Source organism: Photobacterium sp. (assembly GCF_033720175.1).
In the GTDB taxonomy this organism is placed as follows: domain Bacteria; phylum Pseudomonadota; class Gammaproteobacteria; order Enterobacterales; family Vibrionaceae; genus Photobacterium.
The window spans coordinates 1-22181 of record NZ_JAWWDA010000006.1; the positions used below are offsets into that span (position 1 = coordinate 1).

Annotated in this window: 18 protein-coding genes and 1 other RNA gene; 5 read left to right on the top strand and 14 right to left on the bottom strand. The window is 45.6% G+C overall.

All coding sequences use genetic code 11. The annotated features are described in order from the left end of the window. Positions 1–1089: 1089 nt before the first annotated feature. From R3289_RS08180 to R3289_RS08210, 7 genes are all read right to left on the bottom strand, one after another. Positions 1090–1347 (bottom strand): hypothetical protein, encoded by a 258-nt coding sequence (locus tag R3289_RS08180; protein ID WP_318925039.1) that lies wholly within the window; start codon positions 1345–1347, stop codon positions 1090–1092. 163 nt (positions 1348–1510) lie between these two features. Next, positions 1511–2563 carry a porin gene (locus R3289_RS08185; protein WP_318925040.1) on the bottom strand — a complete coding sequence of 351 codons (1053 nt, stop codon included), beginning with the start codon at positions 2561–2563 and terminating at the stop codon, positions 1511–1513. A gap of 888 nt (positions 2564–3451) precedes the next feature. After that, positions 3452–4369 carry a LysR family transcriptional regulator gene (locus tag R3289_RS08190; protein ID WP_318925248.1) on the bottom strand — a complete coding sequence of 306 codons (918 nt, stop codon included), beginning with the start codon at positions 4367–4369 and terminating at the stop codon, positions 3452–3454. A gap of 28 nt (positions 4370–4397) precedes the next feature. Beyond that, a complete protein-coding gene (locus tag R3289_RS08195; protein ID WP_318925041.1) occupies positions 4398–5840 on the bottom strand; it encodes a hypothetical protein in 1443 nt (480 codons plus the stop codon). Between the two features lie 58 nt (positions 5841–5898). Beyond that, positions 5899–7458: a bifunctional UDP-sugar hydrolase/5'-nucleotidase gene (locus R3289_RS08200; protein ID WP_318925042.1), complete on the bottom strand. Its 1560-nt coding sequence runs from the start codon at positions 7456–7458 to the stop codon at positions 5899–5901. 735 nt (positions 7459–8193) lie between these two features. Further along, an RNA gene (ffs, locus tag R3289_RS08205) (signal recognition particle sRNA small type) lies at positions 8194–8290 on the bottom strand. Positions 8291–8469: 179 nt separating this feature from the next. Further along, positions 8470–9204 carry a hypothetical protein gene (locus R3289_RS08210; protein WP_318925043.1) on the bottom strand — a complete coding sequence of 245 codons (735 nt, stop codon included), beginning with the start codon at positions 9202–9204 and terminating at the stop codon, positions 8470–8472. Between the two features lie 96 nt (positions 9205–9300). On the opposite strand from R3289_RS08210, the gene R3289_RS08215 reads away from it, so the two are divergent. Next, positions 9301–9633: an MGMT family protein gene (locus tag R3289_RS08215; protein WP_318925044.1), complete on the top strand. Its 333-nt coding sequence runs from the start codon at positions 9301–9303 to the stop codon at positions 9631–9633. 4 nt (positions 9634–9637) lie between these two features. On the opposite strand, the gene R3289_RS08220 is transcribed toward R3289_RS08215, so the two are convergent. Next, a complete protein-coding gene (locus R3289_RS08220; protein ID WP_318925045.1) occupies positions 9638–10057 on the bottom strand; it encodes a YbaY family lipoprotein in 420 nt (139 codons plus the stop codon). A 160-nt stretch (positions 10058–10217) separates the two neighbouring features. On the opposite strand from R3289_RS08220, the gene tesB reads away from it, so the two are divergent. Then, positions 10218–11081: an acyl-CoA thioesterase II gene (gene tesB, locus R3289_RS08225; protein ID WP_318925046.1), complete on the top strand. Its 864-nt coding sequence runs from the start codon at positions 10218–10220 to the stop codon at positions 11079–11081. A gap of 47 nt (positions 11082–11128) precedes the next feature. Here tesB and R3289_RS08230 read toward each other — a convergent pair whose 3' ends face one another. The 3 genes from R3289_RS08230 to R3289_RS08240 form a co-directional block, all read right to left on the bottom strand. After that, complete coding sequence (locus tag R3289_RS08230) at positions 11129–12913, bottom strand: SmdB family multidrug efflux ABC transporter permease/ATP-binding protein (RefSeq protein ID WP_318925047.1); 1785 nt, start codon at positions 12911–12913, stop codon at positions 11129–11131. Further along, the gene (locus R3289_RS08235) at positions 12913–14655 is read right to left on the bottom strand and encodes a SmdA family multidrug ABC transporter permease/ATP-binding protein (RefSeq protein ID WP_318925048.1); all 1743 of its coding nucleotides are present in this window, start codon (positions 14653–14655) and stop codon (positions 12913–12915) included. Before R3289_RS08235 ends, R3289_RS08230 begins: the two co-directional genes overlap by 1 nt. A 240-nt stretch (positions 14656–14895) precedes the next feature. Then, positions 14896–15357, bottom strand: a complete 462-nt coding sequence (locus R3289_RS08240; protein ID WP_318925049.1) for an Lrp/AsnC family transcriptional regulator — start codon at positions 15355–15357, stop codon at positions 14896–14898. A gap of 309 nt (positions 15358–15666) precedes the next feature. Here R3289_RS08240 and queC point away from each other — a divergent pair, with 309 nt between their 5' ends. Continuing rightward, positions 15667–16365 carry a 7-cyano-7-deazaguanine synthase QueC gene (gene queC, locus R3289_RS08245; RefSeq protein ID WP_318925050.1) on the top strand — a complete coding sequence of 233 codons (699 nt, stop codon included), beginning with the start codon at positions 15667–15669 and terminating at the stop codon, positions 16363–16365. A gap of 74 nt (positions 16366–16439) precedes the next feature. Here queC and prmB read toward each other — a convergent pair whose 3' ends face one another. Continuing rightward, positions 16440–17372, bottom strand: a complete 933-nt coding sequence (gene prmB / locus R3289_RS08250) for a 50S ribosomal protein L3 N(5)-glutamine methyltransferase (RefSeq protein ID WP_318925051.1) — start codon at positions 17370–17372, stop codon at positions 16440–16442. 53 nt (positions 17373–17425) lie between these two features. Between prmB and smrB the strand changes: the two genes are divergently transcribed. Further along, the gene (smrB, locus tag R3289_RS08255) at positions 17426–17956 is read left to right on the top strand and encodes an endonuclease SmrB (RefSeq protein ID WP_318925052.1); all 531 of its coding nucleotides are present in this window, start codon (positions 17426–17428) and stop codon (positions 17954–17956) included. A gap of 72 nt (positions 17957–18028) precedes the next feature. On the opposite strand, the gene R3289_RS08260 is transcribed toward smrB, so the two are convergent. Together R3289_RS08260 and sixA are read right to left on the bottom strand one after the other, a co-directional pair. Beyond that, positions 18029–18424, bottom strand: coding sequence for a hypothetical protein (locus R3289_RS08260; RefSeq protein ID WP_318925053.1), 396 nt, complete (start codon positions 18422–18424; stop codon positions 18029–18031). Positions 18425–18519: 95 nt separating this feature from the next. Then, positions 18520–18993 (bottom strand): phosphohistidine phosphatase SixA, encoded by a 474-nt coding sequence (sixA, locus tag R3289_RS08265; RefSeq protein WP_318925054.1) that lies wholly within the window; start codon positions 18991–18993, stop codon positions 18520–18522. Between the two features lie 350 nt (positions 18994–19343). Here sixA and R3289_RS08270 point away from each other — a divergent pair, with 350 nt between their 5' ends. Beyond that, positions 19344–22109, top strand: coding sequence for an insulinase family protein (locus R3289_RS08270; protein ID WP_318925055.1), 2766 nt, complete (start codon positions 19344–19346; stop codon positions 22107–22109). Positions 22110–22181 lie beyond the last annotated feature (72 nt).

Genomic DNA, 22181 nt, shown 5'->3' on the forward strand with positions numbered 1-22181 from the left:
GTCTAATGAATCGAACATTGAAGGAAACTTTCAAACAAGCCTCATTAGTTTGCTCCCCTTGTTGGCAACAGCAAGAATCATATGAAACAACACCAACCGCTTCCTTATAAACAAAAGTTCATGCATCAGAGTCAGCACCAGATATGAGCGCTGTATGGCTTCTTTGCCTGACACGGATTTGCACACTGCGACGAAGTTCACGCTTACCGATACTGGCTCTTAGTTCACCCTTTATTGAATGTAAGCAAAATCGATTCGTTGACACTTTACTGTAAACAAACCTATAAGTGGGACTTCATTTACACAGTAGGGCATAGCTCGACACGTGTAAGCAAACTTATAACTTTGTTTACACCATTAGACACAGTTTACTGGACGATATAGTACTAAGCCTTTTTATCTAGACGAGTCGAAGAGATGACCACCGAGGGGACTTCACACAAAGCAAGAAGAAATCGTTACGTTATGTCAGCTTATAACTAGATGACTTTCCATTAATGAATGCACTAGGGGGGAGTGCTCCTTTAAGTCATCATCGCTCACAAACTCCCATTTATAACCATTACTAGTGATTACTCAGCAATCGATACTTAGGCATTTCAACTACAGTCCATTCGTACTATCTTTCCTATAAGCTGACAACTCATAGTGGGTTTTGGCATTAGCTGTGTTCAAGGATAGAGACGCTAATTGAATGGTGATAAACTCGTAAATGTCGAAAAAACGCGTCGAAATATCTCGTTTTTTATCGGATTGGCTCATTGATGATAAAAAAACCACTGTCATAATTTAACAGTGGCTGCGAGTACCATAATGGTAAAATTTGTTATAACGGTCATCTTTTTCTGCTAGTTTCGATGAGTAATTTTTAACTACAAGGCTGATTATTATTGCATTGACGATCTTTATGTACAGGCTATCAATTATAATATAATTCTGGCAACTCACGGCTTACGTTGTTATTTGAAATACTATAAGATGAGTCAAAGTTTACCTGTTCATTACTATTAACGAACACCAAAACTCTTTCGAAAACACTTCTCTGCATTTACGCTTTGATGACTCGCGCTCATCGATATTGATAGCTTTCTATGTGGACTCACATGCTAGATTAACTTGTTTATTTCGCTCTTGTTGCATTTTGGCCAAGAAATAAATATTGACGCAGGCAATAAAGCCATTAGTTACGACCACTGGGAATGCATCGATCATAAAACCATAAGTAGTGAAAAGTACACAACCAATGAAGTTCAAAATACGAAGCCATACAATGTCTTTCATCATTAGTGATATTGCAACCATGAGTGACGACGCATAACCCACCATTTCAACCATGTTGAATTCCATAATGTTACCCTCTAGTTTTGCCAATCATCTCATCATGAGACAGTTATTAATCCAGTGATTGATATAAAGGAGGGTTCCTTTCCCCAAATGGTTTATTTTATAAATCACGATCAAACAATAACAACGAAGTGATTCCCCCCAATTGAATTGCGGGGATCAATTGTTAGAAGAAATAACGCAGGTGTAAACCAAACGCATCTTCACCTATATCGCTGCCATTCGCATCTTTCTCTGTTTCTGCCAGTTTATACTCCGCAGCTAAAACTAGTTTTCCTGGAGTCCACTCGGCACCCAACAAGCCATAGGAAAGCTCACCAATGGAATCCTTATCTTCTAAATAGTTATACCCTCCATATAATGCAGTATTACTTGTTGTGTTATACCGAACATAAAGCTCTGAGCCTAGACTTCCAGTCTGTTTATTCGAGCTAGCGGCTACACCATCAAAAACGTGTTCATTTTCATACTGCCCTATTGTTGTAGCAATATACCAGTATTGACTGGTATATTTTGCACCAAATAGCATTGCAACAGTGTCCACATCATCTGAATATTTGGTTGTGGCATAGGTTACACCGAGTTTAATACCCGAATCAAAATCAGAAGCTAATGCTAGTTGGTAACCATAATCTCTATCTGCAGCACCATTTGAACGGTGTTTTTCTTCAACCTGATATTGTGCTCCAATTTGTATATTGCCAATTTTATGACGATAAGTTAAAGCGTCATCAGCTCGCCCTTGACCAGAATCACCGCCATCAAATCCATATCGTCCATCATAGAAGCCAGATGCAGAAGCTCCCCATATCCAAAATTGATCCGTCATTCTTGCAATGTCGCCATAAACAGACCATTGTTTACCTATACGAATAGAGCCAACTTCACTGTTGACGAAACCATAATTAGCTAGACGATTTACAAGATTCAAACTATTCGTTGTTGAATCTTGATTTTGCCCGTCAAATCCCCACTCAACCTGAGCAGATCCTACCCAGTTATCCGTGATTTGATGTTGGAAAGCAAAACGGACACGAGAGTAATGATCTTTCAGGCCACTTTCATTTGGGTAAGCTGATGTATCATCACCAGAAAGATATAAACTGGCGGCTAAGTAACCTTTTATGTCGGCTTTTGTTGAACCATCATCATATATATTTGCAGCCGAAGAAGAAAAGGAAATTAGGCTAGTTCCAAGAACAAGAATTGCTTTATTCATATTATTTACTCAAAAATTTCAGTCACAGCCCACACAGGATGATAGCATTGACTTAGATGAAGGAATTAAATTAATTACATTTTACATCAACTTGACGGCCAGAGGATGTAACGTTGATATTTTTTATTGATCAATATATTAATAACCATTCTCAATACTACGAGGATGTAATAGTGTGACCTCCTTATTTACAGGACAAGTTGATGAACTCAGACCAAGAAATGTAATCAAAATAGAACTAGAAAGTGGCGTTAAAGGGGTTGGTTTCATAATACTCTCTTCTACTTTTCTTTTTATTAACTACGAAGAGTGTAAAGTAAGAATAGTTGCTACCTGGTGATGTTGTTCACATAATTAAATTAAATTTAGACTCAGAAAAAAAGCATTTCCCTTTTAAGTTGTAAATATTTAGATATTTGTAAAACGTATTATGAATATTATCCATAGCATTTGTTCTGACCATAAATTCAGACGAAGTTGGGAACGGAGCATACTTTGTTGAAGTGCATTAACGCTGCTTATCCAAGCAGACAGCTGCGAAGATAAGTACAGCATTTTTTCTTTAGTTAAACGGTGCTGACTGACATGAACTATGTTATATGATTGCGTGACAACCACTTGTTATGGATTTTTTATAAAGTGGGCTACGGCCCGTCATTCATTGAGTCAATAAACCGCTTCCGTTAGGTTTTTATAAATATTTTCGCAGCAAAATTGTTTATTTCCACATCAAGACATAAGGATTGGAATACTTATCGCGTTGAAAATTTAATGGCCATGTAATTACACTGAGTGAAAAGCTTGCATGATCATAACTCATAGGATAACTTTGCGAAAACACCTCATTTCCGTGTGTTACCTGATCCAGAAAGGTATTCTAGAATAGAATTAAACATCAAGACTTGATAAGGTAGACATATACTCTGACATGAAGTCGATGAAACATTTTACTTTAGGTGCAAGATATTTACGTCTTGGGTAAACGACATAAACCGTCAACTCTATATTCGCATTCCATTCAGGAAGCAGTTTTATTAAGTTGCCGGTCTCTATTTCGTCAGTAAGCAAATAAGTTGTCAAATAAGCAATTCCGAGACCAGAACAGGCGGCGTCGAGTAAAGCTGGTGCATTATCAATACGGAAATTACCTTGGACGAAAGCTGATTGGTGAACACCATCACGAGTAAATTCCCAATTTACGTATTTTCTTTCCCGGCTCTGGTAAGTGATGCAGTTATGGTAACGTAAATCACTTGGCGTCTTAGGATAACCATGTTTGCTTAAATACTCAGGTGAGGCGACAACGGCAAAATTACAATCAGCCAACCTTCTGGCAACCATGCCTTCGGGAAGGTACGTGTGTTCGCGAATTGTTAGCCAGCAGTCATAACCTTCTTCAAGCAGGTTAGGGCGATGATCAAATAAGCTCACTTCGATCTCAAGTTCTGGGTGAGCTTTTTGGAATGCAGCAAAGGCCGGTATAATGTGTATATTGCCAAATGACTGTGCGACACCAATCCTGAGAACACCTTTAACTTCATTGCGATAACCTGCGATCATTGCTTCGGCTTCTCCTACCGTATCAAGCAGTTGTTGACCATATTCAGCATATTGAATACCTTGCTCGGTTAAAACAACAAACCGCGTATTCCGCTGTACTAGCTGACAACCCAATCTCTCTTCCAGAAATCGAATCTGTTTACTGACTTGCGACTTTGATATATCAAGGTGTTCTGCTGCACGAGTGAAATTCTGCTTATGTGCAACTGTTGCGAGAATAATCATTTGTTGAAGATTATCGAGCATAAGGGAGCTGTTAAAACTCATTGTCAAATTACCTGTTAACATATGAAACTAGGGAGTTGATGGATGTCAATTCAGTATCCTTAATATCTAAGCCTTCTGTCCTGGATTCTGCTTTAAGATAGTTATAGATAAATCGGAAGATTTCTAACCATTGCACCATGGTTTCGCACTTAATTTTTCGGTGATAGGTAACTGGAAGCCACTCTATGTATTGTTGCCAGAAGTCATGATTCCAGTCAGGTCTTGTTAGTATCGGATTATTTTTTATGGGTTTTGTTAGATAGCCCAGTGCAATATTCCAATGCAGCTTATGCCATGAATAAGCTTGTTGAACCCACCTCTCGTTCCACCAACCCAATATCCGTTGTTTAGCTTCATCTGATGTTGAGGTATGTACTTCCTTATTACAGGCGGCGTGATACAGATAATATAACTGACAGTTCCCTGTTTTTACTTGTTCGCTGAAAGCCCATATACATGATCCTCGTAAAAAGCTTTCATGTTCCAGAATGATCGATAACTTTTTTACAGGATTGAACATGGCCTGCAACAGCTGAAAGTGGCAGTGTGCACCATAAACAGGTCGTAATAGCGCACCTTCTTTGGTCTTACTTCTTGATTCAGAACAGTAAAATAATTCGTCAAACTGCCTTCGACTCATGATCTTATGATAATTCTTTTCAGCCGTTTTTAATAAATTTTCTGGGATAACTTCAATTTCCTGCTCAAGAGCATTGGGGTTATATACCCCCTTAGTTTGTTGATCACCTAGAAGCAAATTGCTTGTCTGAAGAAATTGATAACCTGTCTTGGCATCAGTTGTAGAAAGAAACCAAAGATCAACACCATGGCTTCCAGTTACTCCGGCGCGACAACGGACTACCTGAGAGTGAGTCATCAGCGTAACGTTTCGGGCTACAGACAATCGACATTGTTCCTGAATCCTTGAAAAATGTCGTAATAGTGCACTTAGCTGCCCCAGAGATTGATAAAACTTTTTGCTGTGCATCTGGCTACACTTGATTAAATCTTGGGGCTTTTCTCCGCTGACCAGAAGATCAAATAAGTGTTGGAGTTTTCTTGTCATTTGCTCTGTATTGAGCAAGCTGAATATTTTTCCACAGGATGCACACTTTCTCCTTTGTGTTCCTGCGGGTGTCACCCCATAGGATAATACTTTACTAATTGCAGAGGATTTATAAAGAAAGTTAGGCTTGCATTGAGGACACGCCGCGAGTTTTTGCTGCAAATGTTGCTGGTAGTTCTGTTTGATTAACTGACCAATAGGCTCATTTTCAAGAACAGGCGGATACGACCCGCATAGTGGGCAGTGAAGAGCTGGATAGCCCAATCTGTCAGAACGAGAGTATCTGGCAGTTTCACTCTCTCCCAGATTAGGGCAACCAAAGGATTTGCAGCCATTAAATAATTGACTGAAGACTGACAGCTCTTGAGGATATAGATTGGACATAACATAGTGCGCCAGCAATGGCTGGCGCGCTCCTTCTTAAGTAACGACCAGTTGTTATCTATCGACTTACATCCACTTGTCTTCCTAACCCAGGTACGTTGATCTGCTTGGTTTCACGGAAATAATCAACCAAGTGTTGTGTCACAGATTCGCCATTAGAAAGTAATTTACCCTTCTCAAACATAGTATACCCATCGCCACCACTAGCTGCATAAGAGTATGTCGCCACCTTATAGTTCCCGTCATTTTGTACCTGCTGTCCATTTACTTTTAATGTCAGTAGTCGCTGTCCTTCAGGTTTAGTGCTGTCATAAGTAGATTTAATACCTGAGAATTGAGCCAGGCCATAAGGTAACTTATAACTGTACTCCAGTAGCTCTTTTAATTGGCTACCAGTCATGTCAACGACAGATAGCGTATCGGTGAATGGGAAAAGGTTCATCACATTTGCCACTGTCACGGGGCCGGAGTTAAGATCAACTCGCAGGCTGCCTGAACTGATCATCGCAATATCCGCTTGACCTTTTTTCCGCATAATATCAGCAACTAAATTACCAATGTTCGACTCGCGGTAGTAGCGACGGTATGCAGTTGAGTCAATACTTGCTATTTCCTCTGCCAGTTCAGGGCTATCATTTCTATACTGTTCAATAACTTGGCTTGTTTTTTTATCTATCTTTAATTTGTCTGACTCAACCGGAATTAATTTACCTTCCAGTAGCTTAACCTCATCAGTGTCAGTATCAATTCTGAATTTTGTATACCCAAGGTATTTACCCTGACCAAATGTCAGGCCGATAACAGTACCTGTCTTCGGATGCACAACCGGTTTCCAAAGGCCATGATCAGAATGCCCGCCAAAGATGACATCTACCCCTTTTACTTTTCCGGCTAATTCATAGTCTTCATCAAAGCCGCGTTGGATTTCGGCATCCGCCTCTTTGTCGGTTTGCATTGGTGCCGTTTTATTCTGATGGGTTAAGGCGACGATCATATCAACCTCAGGGCGTAATTTATCCGCCCACTTTTGCACCTCTTCAGCTGGATCGCGAACTTCCAACCCTTTACGGTTTCCTTTCCACATTGTGTTGTAGAAAGCATCTATCCCCATCACGCCAATCACACCGATTCTGACACCATCTTTTTCAAGTATGGTGTAAGGCTGCGCCAACGGAATGTCAGTTCCTTGGTAATAGATATTAGCATTAAGGACAGGGAAGCTTGCGCGTGGCATGGTGTCACGTAAAGACTCCCAACCATATTCAAATTCATGATTGCCCAACGTGATGGCGTCATACCCCATAGCACTGTATATATCGAAAACTACTTTTCCTTGCGTTTTTTTTGACAATGCGCCAGTGTAAATATCACCGGCATCAAGCAAAAAGCTAGTGCTACTTTCCGCTCGAACCTGCTTTATCAATGTCGCTAGATAAGGAATACCACCAATGTGTTCAATATCATTATTCCAGAAAGCCTCAACAGGCTCATAAACACTTTCAATGTCATTGGTATGCAGTAATGTGACCTCCTTAATTTCAGCCCATGCTAGGGGGGATATGCATAGCGCCGCGAAAACGGACACTGCTGTTAACGACTTTTGCACTCTTGTTGTCATAACTTACTCTTCATTCTGATAGTACATCGGATGCGTTAAATATATAAACTCACCAAATGTTTCAGCATGCTTGCGATCACAGTTCGTTCATCATTTGTGAGCACTTAAAAAAGTATTTCCTTTTCGTGTTGGATTTAATTGCAAATAAAAAATAGTTTAATTAAATCTATCATGTTGATTTAAAACGACTTGGTTTACCAAAAGCAGTATCAATAAGTCATGGCTATTATCCCTTCATCACTTTTAAAATGGAATATACCATTTAGCCGAAGTCATTTATTATGATGTTATTAACTGAAATTAAAGATACAACAATGAAATTAATAACTTTCGTTGAAGGACAAAAGACCTAGAAAGTGAAGTTTCCAGATATTTTGTTTATTCAGAATCCGCTAATACAGAAAGAGAAGTAGCACAACAGATTAGTTAGTCAGAAAACCACAGTACGTATATTTCCAAATTATCCAACATGCTGTTGGCCGCTAATTATCCTTAGTATCGAATTCTAAGTAAGACTCGACTGTCATGACCTGATTCATCTTGGCACTGACGAACTTGAAAAGGTTCTTAACGCGGGAGTGTTTGAGCTGACGGCGATACATGATGCTCTAGCCCGTTTTGTTGTTAAACTACAACAAAAATAGCTTATGCACGCTTATTGTGCCAATTATGTACGGTATTAGGGAAGATATGCAGGCTTATGGTGCAAACTACAAACGCTAGATGGGTGGAAGCCCCCACCAGCCACATCCCGGCACACACGTCACCTGCTGCGGTTGCTCCCTTCCGGGCCTGGCCGAGTTCACAGGTTAGTGTTGCGGGAGGACCAATGGGGGCCTCCATAGATTCTTTGTCTCTGTTCGAGAACGGGAGAGATTATCCAACAAGGCAGAACACAATGCAAGGTGATAACGCTCTGCTGCATGTCAACTGCTGGTTTATTGCCCAAACTGACTGCACGTCTGTTTGATGTGAAAGAATTAATCGTTTTCTGCCGCCTTCATCCCTGGTTTACAGCTCTTCTTCAGGCTCATCGAGCAGGAACTCTCCGAGCAATGCCGCCCCCAAAACCAGCAACCAGGCGACTAACACCGGATTCGGGACTTCAAATTGCGGTGTGAGAACCAGGGTTGCAAAACCGACCGCCGGTAAAATCCAGACTAAGCGTGGAACCCAATCACCGAGCTTCACTTTCTTCATACCTTGCAAGGCTGCTATCAGGCCAGTAATACATAACGCCACCAGCGCGGCATGCTCCATGCCTCCTACCCATAGCGGGACCACCAGAAACAATGGCCACCAGGTATTACCGTCTACATAACGCCAGTTTCTGGCTGTATACCACATCGCGGAAACAGCAACAATCTGAACGACCGTCGCCCACACGCTGCCAGCAAGCTTGCCTTCGCTCTGCAGTGCCATCAGCCCGACATCCATCGCGAGTACGACCGAGAATAATAGCGCCCCCAGCTGCCAATTGCTTTTGGGCGAGAAAGCCACTGAAAAAATAGGTAACATCATAAAGATGCTGATGGAAAGTGCGAGTGGCTGTTCTGGCATTACAACACCAAAAGACGCGAGTGCTATCAGTAACAGCCAGGCAGCAACGCCACCTTGCGGCAATAACCAGAGCGCGGGTATAGCAAGGGCCAGTGCGGGCAGATCACCCTGACTAAGACCAAGTGCAATAACACCTAATACAGTCAGCACTATGCTGACCAGAACGAGTAACGCGGCATACAACACGGGCAGCACCTCCTTGCGTTATCCGATAGTGCGAAGGAGAACTAATAGAAGCCAGCAGCTATCGGTATGTTTCTTATTTTTTTATTCAGGTTTAATATGAACGACTTTCCCAGTCAAATCTACACCCAAATTCACCAAATTCCTTTCGGCAAAGTCACAACTTACGGGGATATTGCTAAATTTTCCGGCTTTCCCGGTTATGCACGCCAGGTCGGCCGCTTAATGGCCAATTTGCCAGAAGGTTCAACTTTACCCTGGCATCGCGTGGTTAATGCGAAAGGGCTGATCTCTCTGACTGGCAACGATTTGACCCGTCAGAGAGCAATCTTGCTGGCGGAGGGCGTAGAAGTGTCAGAAACCGGCAAGATTTCGCTGCAAAAATACCGTTGGAATGGCGTGTCAGTCTCAACCGAAAAAGTAAAAAGCTGATTGTTTACTTTACTTTAACCAACATTAAATTTAGCTTGTTTGTGGCGCCGGGATCGGTGATCACAGGGTTGGCAGTATCGGTGATAAAGATCAGCTTGCCATTGATTTCGATACGTGCGCTGACTGTGTAGGTATGATTTGGCTTAACTTCATCCAGTTTATAGTCCAGCTGGAAGATAAAAGGCACTTGTTTCCCGTCAGCAATGAATGACTGGCTGCTGATCACCTCTGCAGCGGCGTCCATTTTAGACACATCAGCTAAAGTCACCGTAATGCGTGCATCGTCTGGTAAAGCAACCGGCTCAGCGTAGGTTAGTGAACCTTCAACACTGCTCATATCAGTGTCGGTCTGAATCAGATTAGTACAAGCCGTAATAACAAGGGCGACGACCAATGCAAACATTAGCGCAATAATTTGTTTCATGATGATCCCGGATTAAAACCAAAACACAATTTAATAAAAGTATGATTACTATTAAATAGCACTTGAATTTGTGCTGTAGTGTCGTAATAACACCATTCCTACTGAGTAATTGAGTCTTCACTCAGCAGCGGTCAATAATAACATGGTAATTGGAGCCACAATGAGCAAAGAACTGAATGAACTTCTCAATCTGTTACATTTAGAGCCTCTGGAGCAAGGGTTGTTCCGCGGCCAGAGCGAACATTTAGGCTTACCTCAGGTGTATGGCGGTCAGGTTATCGGTCAATCATTATCTGCCGCAAAAGAAACGGTCGACAGCCAACGCCATGTTCACTCTTTTCATAGCTATTTCTTATTACCCGGCGATCCTGAAAAACCAATCATCTATGATGTCGAAAAACTACGCGACGGCAGAAGCTTCAGTACCCGCCGTGTGAAAGCGATTCAGAACGGACGGCCCATTTTTTATCTCACCGCGTCTTATCAGGCAGAAGAAGAAGGATTTAATCACCAATCAACCATGCCCGATGTTGCCGGACCTGACGGGCTCGCTTCTGAAAAAGAGCTGGTTCAGTCAATTGCACACCACCTGCCTAAGCAAGCCGTCGATACCTTTGGCCGCGATCGTCCGATTGAGGTTCGCCCTGTTACTGTAATTAATCCGTTGAAACCACAAGCCTCGGAGCCAAAGCAGTATCTCTGGATCAAAGCCAATGGCGAAATGCCTGATGACCCGCGGATCCATCAATATCTGTTAGCCTATGCTTCTGATTGGGGATTTCTGGTGACGGCACTGCAACCTCACGGCGTCACCTTGCTGACGCCTAAGATGCAAGTTGCCACGATCGACCATTCAATGTGGTTCCACCGCCCGTTCCGCCTCGATGAATGGCTGCTGTATGCCATCGACAGTCCCTCTGCCAGTGGTGCCCGTGGCTTAGTACGTGGCGAGATATATAACCAGAAAGGCGAGCTGGTCGCTTCCGCTATTCAGGAAGGCTTAATGCGCCAGCACCAGCCTTAACCGTGCCTGCGACAGTGGCGGTCTATGCCGGCTGCTGTCGCACCGACTCACACAACCTCAGCGCCGGTTTCATCTTCTTCTAGCTGGTGTAAATGCTCACTGGCCTGCTGCAACTGATACATTTGCCAGTAATGGCCTTGCTGAGTCAGTAACTGGCGGTGAGTGCCACGTTCGGTAATATCACCGCGATGCAATACAATAATTTCATCGGCTGCCATGATGGTCGATAAACGATGGGCAATAACCACGACACTCATGTTCTGACGCAGCACATCCAGTGCTTGCTGGATCTTCTGCTCCGTCCCGGAATCAATGTTTGCCGTCGCCTCATCAAGGATCAGAATTTTAGGTTGTGCCACCAGCACACGAGCCAGTGCCAGCAACTGTTTCTGGCCGGCGGACAAATTAACCTCTCCCCCGCCAAGGCGGGTATCTAACCCGTCTTGATACTGATGAATTTGCTCTGCCAGGCCGATTTTTTCCAGTGCATGCCAGATCACCTCATCAGCCACGCGACGGCCAAGGCAAATATTATTCCGTACCGTATCATTCAGCACATGGGGATCCTGCTGCACCATGGCGATCCCCTGGCGCAAGACTTTCTGACTCAGCGTTGTCAACGGCCTGCCATCAACCAGCACTTCACCTTGTGTGACCGGATAAAAACCCATCATCAGCGAGGCCAGGGTACTTTTCCCGCTACCGGTATGCCCGACCAGCGCGAGAAATCCTCGGTGCTTCAAGTTCACCGCAATCTGGTTCAGAACATTTTGTTTGCCGTCATAACTAAAACTGACCTGTTGGCACTGCAAATCGCCAGATGCCAATGGCTTGGTGTCATCGCCGTATTCCTGCTGTTTGGCATCAATGAGACCAAAGATCCGCTCACTGGCAACCAGAGCCTGTTGCAACAAAGACAACTGTTGGGTCAGTTCAATTAATGGTTCCGTCACCCGCCCGAGATAACTGATAAAGGCGTACAGCACACCGACACCAATTAACTCAACCCCACTGACCCCAAACACGGCAACCAGCGAAATCAGTGCCACCCCAGAGATAAAATCGATTAATGGACGCAATAACAGCCCATTCAGTTTCATTACTCCGATCTGTGACTGTAAGTGACGGCTCGTCAGGGATGAGAACTGATCGCTAAACTCTCGCTCCTGACGCATCAGCTGGATCAGGCTCATGCCCTGAATCGACTCGCTCATCGAGGCATTTATATCGGTCAGTAAGTCGCGCATTTTCCGGTAAGCACCAGCACTTTTTCGCTGGTAGACCACCATAATGCACACCACAACAGGCAATAAGATCAGCACCACGATGGTTAACCGCCAACTCAGCATTGTCATCACAACCAACATCACACTAATCAAGGCGATATTTTTCAAGACGGTTGAAATAACAAAAACATAAAAGTCTTTGATCGACTCGGTATCGTTGGTGATCCGGGATATGAGCTTCCCTGCCGGCATGTAGTCAAAGGCGGATAACGGCTGATTCAGTATTTTACCAAACAGCTGTTTACGCACGGTCTGTACCACACTAATCGCAATTTCATTAAAACGGATCGACTGGGCATATTGAAACCAGGCCGCGAGGCACATCAGGCCAATATAAGCCGCGGCCAGCCCTGCCAGCCCCTCGATGGAATAGTTATCTTTAGCAATATAGTTATCGATAAAGTGCTGGATCAACCACGGGCCGGAAACATCTGCCAGCGAAGCGACAATTAACAGCGTTGCCGCAATCGCCAGTTTTTTCTTATCATGCAAGGCATAACGCAACAGACGCTTGAGCACTGCTTTGTTAACGGCTTTCTCACTCATTACGCCTCCTCAATGGCACGTTCTAACTGCTGGTAACGGTGCATTTCTGCATACCAGTTATCATTCTGGATCAATGCCTGATGTTTCCCTCGCTCTGCGATCTGGCCATGCTGCAAGACAATCACCTCATCGGCTTGCTCTAACGCCGTCAGGCGATGAGCTATCACAATCACCGCTCGCGTACTCTGCCGGGTTCGCAGATTCTGCAGTATTATATGTTCGGTTTTCCCGTCAACCGCTGACAGGGAATCGTCCAGCACCAGTATTTCAGCCTCCAGTAACAGCGCCCTGGCTATTGCGATACGCTGCTTCTGCCCCCCCGACAAGGTAATACCTTTTTCACCCACTAAGGTGTCGTACCCTTCTGGAAACTGCATGATGTCCTCATCCACACATGCCAGCTTAGCGGCCTGACGGATCTGATCTTGCGTTGCCTCTGGGAAACCAAGGGCAATGTTGTCGGCTATTGAGCGGGAAAAGAGAAAAGGGGCCTGACTGACAACGGCAAACCGGCTGCGCCAGTGATTGAGATCCGCTTGATCAATGGCAACATCACCATAGTGAATCGAGCCATGTTGCAATTCCTGCTGACGCAGTAGCAGTGATAGCAAGGTCGATTTACCGCTACCGATTGGCCCCGCAATGCCCAGCATCTGTCCGGCTGCCAGTTCGAAATTCACCTGTTGCAGGGCTGGCTGAGCCTGCTGGTTCCAGCAAAACTGTTGAATAGCAACATGCAGGGTTTGCCGAGGTTGATTCAATGGTGTGTCACCGCTGACGATATCCGGCGTTTCATTAAATATGTGCTGGATACGCTGCCAGGCGGCAGAGCCACGCTCCAGAATATTAAACAGCCATGCCATGGCCAGCATTGGCCATATCATCAACCCCTGATACAGAGTGAACGCGGTGAGATCTCCCAGCGTTAACCGCCCCACAGAAACCAGATACCCGCCACCCGCGACACTGAGAAAAAATGACATGCCGACGGTTATTTGAATGACCGGATTGAACTTGGCATCAATCTTCTCAACCGCTAAATTTTTACGCCCGGTTTCATCGACAACGTCATCAAACTCAGCTTGCTGACGCTGCTCCAGCCCAAAGGCGCGGATCATCCGCACCCCATTGAGCGATTCCTGGGTTTTATCTGTCAGGTTCGAAAAGGCGGCCTGCGATTTTGCAAACCTGACGTGTAATTGTCGCCCGAAACGAAACACCACCAGTGTCATGACAGGCATTGGTAATAAAGCCAGCAGAGTCAACTGCCAGCTGAACTGAGTCGTCATAACGACTAATACCGCCAAGCCGGTGATCAGGGAGTCGGCCGCAGTCAGCACCCCTTCGCCAGCAGTCATTACGACGGCGTTGACATCATTGGTTGAGCGCGCCATTAAATCACCGGTTTTATAACGCTCAAAAAAAACCGGGGAGTGTGACGAAAAATGACGGTACAGGCGATTACGCAGTACCGTACCCAGCTTGGCTGCCGCGCCGAATAGCCAGACCCGCCAGATCACCCGCAGAACATAGATCAGGAACCATAGTCCTATGATGGTGCCCAGCCACACCAACATCGTCGCAACAGACATTTCGCCCTCGACGACCCCGTCGACAATCCAGCCAATGGCGCGCGGCGGGATCAGTTCAAATACCGCGACGACACACAGAATTGAGACAGCGCCGCCGTAGCGACGCCATTCCTGACGAAAAAACCATCTGAGTTGCCAAAATATCTGCATGTTTCCTCCGCCGATGTACGGCTTTTGACCAGAACGGGCCATCGGTATTATTGATACCAATATGATGAACTAACTGGTCATTTCGCGAGAGCAAGCTGTCACTTAAAGTGCTTGATTTTAAAGCTCATTATCGAAGGTTAAGCGACGGATTCAACCATAAAGTCGTGGTTGAATAAAATACAGCGATTAATCCTGTATTTACTGATGAAAGATTTTATAAATTCTCTTTTATGCCGTGAACTAAACCGGTAGCGCAGTGGTATATTTTAGCGGTTCCATTGCAAAGGTAGAGGTCACATTTGTCAGCCCTTCTACGCTGTTAACCAGTTTCTTATAGAACAGATCAAACGCCGCCATATCGGCGACCTGTACTTTCATCATGTAATCGTACTCCCCTGCCATGCGATAGAATTCCATCACTTCCGGAAACTCCGACACCGTTTCGACAAAGCAGTGATACCACTCTTTTGAGTGATTACTGATTTTAACCTGCACAAAAGCCGTAAAAGACAACCCCAGTTTGACCGGATCAAGCAGCGCAACTCGCTGGCGTAATATCCCGTTTTCTTCCAGCCGCTTTAAGCGCTTCCAGCATGGCGTGGTGGTCAGATTAACGGCATCGGCCAGCTCCGCTAGCGCCGTGGTACCATCTTGCTGTAATAGTCGAAGTAACGTTCTGTCTATGTTATCCAAACCGCTCATCAATTTCCCTTAAATCAAAATCATGGAGAAAAATATTCTCCATAATAGACCGACTGCAATATACAGCAACCTGTTTTTCCTTCTCTGCAATCGCCTTTTGACAAAATTGGCCGGCTGTTTTATGCCTGATCTGATTGATAAAATCCCCCTCATCCGGCCCGGAGCCTTTTCTCTCATGCAGCTCTGAGGTAGCATGGCCCCCGCCAGCAGATCACGCTCTGATTGGTATTATCTTATTTAATTATTTATAAATCAGATAGTCGGTACCGACTGTTTTTCGGTAAGGCTACATAACACAGGACACCCCCCATGCGTAAAGCCGTAGTAGTATTCAGTGGCGGTCAGGATTCCACCACCTGCCTTATTCAAGCAATCGCCAACTACGATGAGGTGCACTGCATTACTTTTGACTATGGCCAGCGCCATAAGCAGGAAATTGAAGTTGCGCAGTCCATTACCAAAGAGCTGGGTATTGCCGCCCATAAAGTGATGGATGTCGGGCTGCTAAATGAGCTGGCAATCAGTTCGCTGACCCGCGACAACATTGCAGTATCACACGAACTGCAAGCCAATGGATTGCCCAATTCGTTTGTTCCTGGCCGCAATATCCTGTTTCTCACCCTGACCGGGATCTATGCTTACCAGATCGGCGCTGAGGCGGTGATCACCGGTGTTTGTGAAACGGATTTCTCCGGTTATCCGGATTGCCGTGACGAATTTGTAAAATCATTGAACCAGTCGCTGGTACTGGGGATGGATCGCCAATTAAACATCAACACCCCTCTGATGTGGCTGAATAAAGCACAGACCTGGGCGCTGGCGGATCAGTACGGTAAGCTCGACTTTGTTCGTGAGAAAACCCTGACCTGCTACAACGGTGTGATTGGTGATGGCTGCGGTGACTGTCCTTCTTGCGATCTGCGCCGTGCAGGCCTGGAAGATTACCTGAATAATAAAGAGACAGTCATGGCTGAGCTTAAAGCCAAGCAGGAAAAAGGCGACGCCTGATTTAAATGCCCTAATTTGAAAGATAAAAAAACCGGAGTGATTACTCCGGTTTTTTAATGTCCGCCATTCATCGATTAATCGCGATAAATCGAAAACTCGTCTTGGCATTCAAGCAGTTGTTCACGGGTCATCATAAATACCCCGTGGCCGCCATTTTCAAATTCAATCCAGGTCAGCGGTAGATGCGGATATTGCTCTTCCATGTGAACCATGGAATTACCCACTTCACAGATAAGCACACCATCGTCTTTCAGGTAATCAGGGGCGTTAGCAACAATACGACGCATCAGCTTCAGGCCATCAGTCCCCGCAGCCAGACCCAGTTCAGGCTCGTGGCGGAACTCTTCGGGCAAGCTTTCCATATCTTCCTGATCGACGTACGGCGGATTCGTCACGATAAGATCGTATTTATCTTTTGGCACATCACGTAACAAATCCGAGCGCAGCGGGGTTACCTGCTGCTCCAGACCGTGATCTTGAATATTCTGTTCAGCAACATCAAGTGCATCCGTCGAAATATCAACCAGATCCACTTCCGCATTAGGGAATTCATATGCACAGGCAATACCGATACACCCACTGCCGGTACACAAGTCCATAATGCGCGTTGGTTCTTGCTTCAGGAATGGTTCGAAGTGATTTTCAATCAGTTCGCCAATCGGTGAACGAGGCACCAATACACGCTCGTCAACGAAAAATTCCAGGCCACAGAACCACGCTTTATTGGTCATATAGGCAACAGGAGTATGATCGTTAATGCGCCGGATCACACGCTCGACCACACGCAAGCGTTCGCTGCTTGTGAGGCGCGAGAAACGGACTTCCGATGGAATATCTATCGGTAAATACAACGTTGGCAACACCAGTTGTACTGCCTCGTCCCACGCATTATCAGTGCCATGACCATAAAAAAGACCTGCGGCATTGAAACGGCTGACCGTCCAACGTAGCATGTCCTGCAAAGTATGAAGTTCGTTGACAGCCTCGTCGACAAAAATCTTATCCAAAATAGCCTCCGAATAACGCTACAATACCGCCATATTGTTGTTGGAATTTCATTATGAGTAAAAAAAATCCAGACTTAGAAGATGATTTTGCACTCTTCCAAGATGCGGTAAAAGGCGTAAAAAAGTTGACGCATGATACCATAATCACGCCACGTCGACAGGGAACAAAAGTTGATAAGGCGCAAGTCTTGACCAAAGAAACGCAAAACCATGAGTTTTATTTTTCTGATGAGTTTGAACCGCACCTTAATGAGCACGGGCCGACCCAGTATGCCCGTACCGGAATCTCTAAGTACGAAGTGAAAAAACTGCGGCGGGGGGTGTATGTTCCCGATATGTTCCTGGATATGCACGGAATGACCCAGCAAGAGGCCAAGCGGGAACTTGCGGCTTTAATTGCGGCCTGTATTAAGGAAAGTATTTTTTGTGCCTGTGTCATGCATGGCATTGGCAAGCATATTCTGAAACAGAAAGCGCCCCTGTGGCTGGCACAGCACCCTGACGTGATGGCCTTTCACCAGGCACCACTGGAATTTGGTGGTAACGGTGCCCTGCTGGTATTGATTGAGATTCCGGAGAGATAGACGTTGAGATGAGATGCGAGTCGCTAGAACCAAGGAAACAGGTTCTCGAAACTCGCCTCTCGTTTTCTGTCACTAATAAACATATTTAGCCAGCGCGCCAACATTAAGCACCCGACCATCCTGAATCAGGGTAACTTCACCGCTGTCACAGATCTGCATCCGGGTCTTCAGCGCACCCTCGCTGTAATAATGCTCACAAGAGCCATTACGGGCACTGTCGATACGCGAGAAAATAGTGATCCCGCCGGGGCTTAAGATATTGGAAGGTGCGGAAAAAGTTAATGTACTGCCGGATGTCGAAATATGCATTTCTTCACTGACACCATTTGCCCATTTAATCGCACCATTAGCATTGATACTGACTGTTTTTGGTCCCATCACACAACCTGCTAACAAGGCTGAGCAAACAATAACGAATAATTTACCTTTCATTGCAACGCTTTCTTCTGTCTTTGATGCGTGAATCATAACAAACCCGACAAGCGAATAAACGGTCTCAGGTTGGATAATCCGCATAAGAATACCCATTAATGGATGAATAAATGAATTTGCCCAATGGCCCGTTATCCCGCAGGGATATCTTGCCATAAAAATTCAGAGGCCTCTGTATCGGGATTATACTCAATCGCAGCCATAGCCGATGTCTGGAACATTGGCGGTGGCATGCCAGATACCACTTCTGCCGTCAGGTAACCAACCAGAGGTAAATGTGAAACCAGCAATACGGTTTCTGGCCGTTCAACCGCAATGGTCGCTTTAAGGTACGCAGCGACTTCTTGCGCTTCGCCATATGGCGTAATTTCATCAATGTTCAGTACCGCCTTAGCCGCAGGCAGCAGATCGGCCATTGCTTGCCAGGTTTGCTGAGCACGTAAATACGGGCTGACCCATACGATATCCAGCGTCTCTCCCAGATGAGACGCCAGCTGGTTCGCCATCTGCTGTGATTCCAGTTTGCCACGCGTCGTCAACGGACGTTCAGCATCGCTGGGAGCAAAATTCTGTGCTTCACCATGACGCATGATAAAAATTCGCATATTTCTTATCCAAAAATGAATATTTCTGTCGGTATGCTAACAACTCCTTTACTGGCTGAATACCGATTCTGACATTTCTCTTCCTATTCCGTGACCTCGTATTAATAAAAAGGAATAACATTGGATGCGTGCGGGGAGGTCTCAATTTCAACAGAAATGATTACCGGGTCTGAAACGTCTCTTCCTCATTCACCTTAAGCGCCGTAAATTCTGGTTGTTTTATGCTCAAGTCATTTTAAAACTGAGAATCTCATATCAAAAATGGTTGAGGGGATATAATGCCAGGATTTGCCAGCCCGCACTCTGAGCGTCATACTTAGCCTAATTTCCTTAGAAAGTAGGCCCTTCCTGTGCACATTAGTCCAAACGATAACAAGCAGTACCGCTATTTGACCTTAGATAATGAGCTCAAGGTACTTCTGGTGCATGACATTGATGCACCTCGTTCTGCTGCAGCACTTTCTGTCAAAGTCGGGCATTTTGATGATCCTGCCGAGCGGCAAGGTATGGCCCATTTTCTTGAGCATATGCTGTTTCTTGGCACAAAAAAATACCCGAAGATCGGTGAGTTCCAGACGTTCATTAATCACAGCGGCGGCAGTAATAATGCCTGGACAGGCACAGAAAACACCACTTTCTTCTTTGAGGTAAGTCCGCATACTTTCGAGGAAGGGCTGGATCGTTTCGGCCAGTTTTTTACCGCGCCGTTATTTAATGAAGAAGCGGTCGAAAAAGAACGTCAAGCCGTTGATTCTGAATATAAAATGAAATTAAAAGATGATGTTCGCCGTATTTATCAGGTACATAAAGAGACCATCAATCCAGCCCACCCCTTTACTAAGTTTTCGGTGGGGGACCTGACCACGTTGAATGACAGAAACAATCTTTCTGTCAGGGAAGAGTTGCTGGCCTTTTACCATACGCACTATTCCGCTAACGCTATGGGCCTGGTACTGCTTGGGCCACAATCGCTAGACCAATTAGAAAACTATGCCCGGACGAACTTCAGCCACATTAACAACACGGGCGAGGCTAAACCTGTCATTACCGCCCCGCTGGTAACCGAAAAAGAAAGCGCTCAATTTATTCAGATCGACCCCATTAAAGAGGTGCGCAAGCTGACGCTGTCGTTTTCGCTGCCTTCCGTTGATGCGTTTTATCAGCAAAAGCCGCTTTCGTACCTGGCACATTTATTGGGCAACGAAGGCCCGGGCAGCTTAATGTCATTGCTCAAAGGCCGGGGGCTTATCAATACACTCGCGGCAGGCGGAGGCATTAACGGCAGTAATTTCCGCGAATATACGGTCAGCCTCAATTTAACCCCCAAAGGACTGAATGATGTCGATGCCATCGTGACGTCAGTTTTCCAGTATATCGCCCTGATCGAGCAACAAGGCCTCGATGCATGGCGCTATAAGGAAAAACAATCGGTTTTAGAATTGGCTTTCCGCTATCAGGAAAAAAGCCGCCCGCTTGACACGGTCAGCTATCTGGTGATGAACCTGCTCCACTATGATCCGGAAGATGTCATCTACGGCGATTATATGATGACCGGTTATAATGAACCGTTACTGCGTGACTTATTGGGATATCTACGCCCCGATAACATGCGCCTGGTACTCGTCGCGCAAGGACAACATTACGATAAGATCGCGCAGTGGTACCACACCCCATATTCGGTAACACCGTTTACTGCAGCACAGTTATCCCGCTGGCAGCAGGTCAAGCTGGATCCTGAGTTGTTACTGCCACCACAAAACCCCTACATTTGCGAACAATTAGATCCCCATGCTCTGGCGCCGGGCTCTGAACTTCCCCCGCAGCTGATCCAGGATCTGCCGGGGTTCCGCTTATGGTATAAGCAAGAGCATGATTTCCGGGTCCCCAAAGGGGTGGTCTATGTGGCGATTGACAGCCCGCATGCCGTCAATTCTCCGCGTAACATTGTCAAAACCCGTTTATGTGTCGAGTTGTTGCTTGAGTCGATCAACGAAAAAGCTTACCCGGCTGAAATCGCAGGCATGTCGTATAACCTGTATGCCCATCAGGGCGGTGTTACCCTGCAGCTCTCTGGCTTCAGTGAAAAACAACCCCTGCTGATGAAGCTAATTCTCGATCGCTTTGCCAACCGTTCATTTAATCAGGACCGCTTTGATAACATTAAAGCTCAGATGCTACGAAACTGGCGTAATGCCGCGCAAGACAAGCCGATTTCTCAGCTGTTTAATGAGCTGACCGGGCTGCTGCAACCCAATAACCCTCCTTACCCGGTGTTGATTGAAGCGCTGGAGTCGGTTGAAATCGATGAACTCCCGGCCTTTGTCGAGGCAATGTTCGCCGAGCTCCATATCGATACCTTTATCTATGGCAACTGGCTGAAAGAGGATGCGCTGGCACTGGCTGAAACACTGAAAAATGCATTCAGAGTAACCGATCAGCTTTACGGTGAATCACAGCGTCCGCTGGTCCGGCTGGCACAGTCAGGTACCAGAACGCATGAAATCATCTGCAACCATGCTGACTCTGCTATTTTGATGTATTACCAGTCGCGACAAACCACCCCGCGCAAGATTGCCATTTACACTCTGGCCAGCCATCTGATGTCGACGACCTTTTTCCATGAGTTGCGAACCAAGCAGCAGTTGGGCTATATGGTCGGCACGGCAAACCTGCCGTTAAACCGCCACCCGGGGTTGATCTTCTATATTCAGTCGCCTGTTGCCGGGCCGAAGTATTTGTCCGAGGCCATTGATGATTTCGCCAATGCCTTTGCCTTGGTGTTATTAGAGCTCAATGAAGCCCAATGGCAGGCCAGCAAACAGGGGCTGATTGCACAGATTTCGGAGCCGGATACCAATTTACGCAGCCGCGCTCAGCGCTACTGGGTGAGCATCGGCAATAAAGATAATGAATTTAACCAGCGAGCAAAGGTGGTTGAAGAATTAACCGCCCTGAGCCGTGTCGATATGGTGCGTTTTATTGTCGATATCATTAAGCCCCGAACGTCCAACCGCCTGGTTATGCACTGTCAGGGCCAAGCACATGCTAACCTTGAGCCATTAGATATTGGCCAGCCCATTGAATCAATAATGGAATTCCAGCAACAGGCGAGGTAATCCAATCCTCAATGCCCCCTCCTGCGCTAAAGCAAAAGGCCTGCAGATGCAGGCCTTAAATCTAGGCAGGGA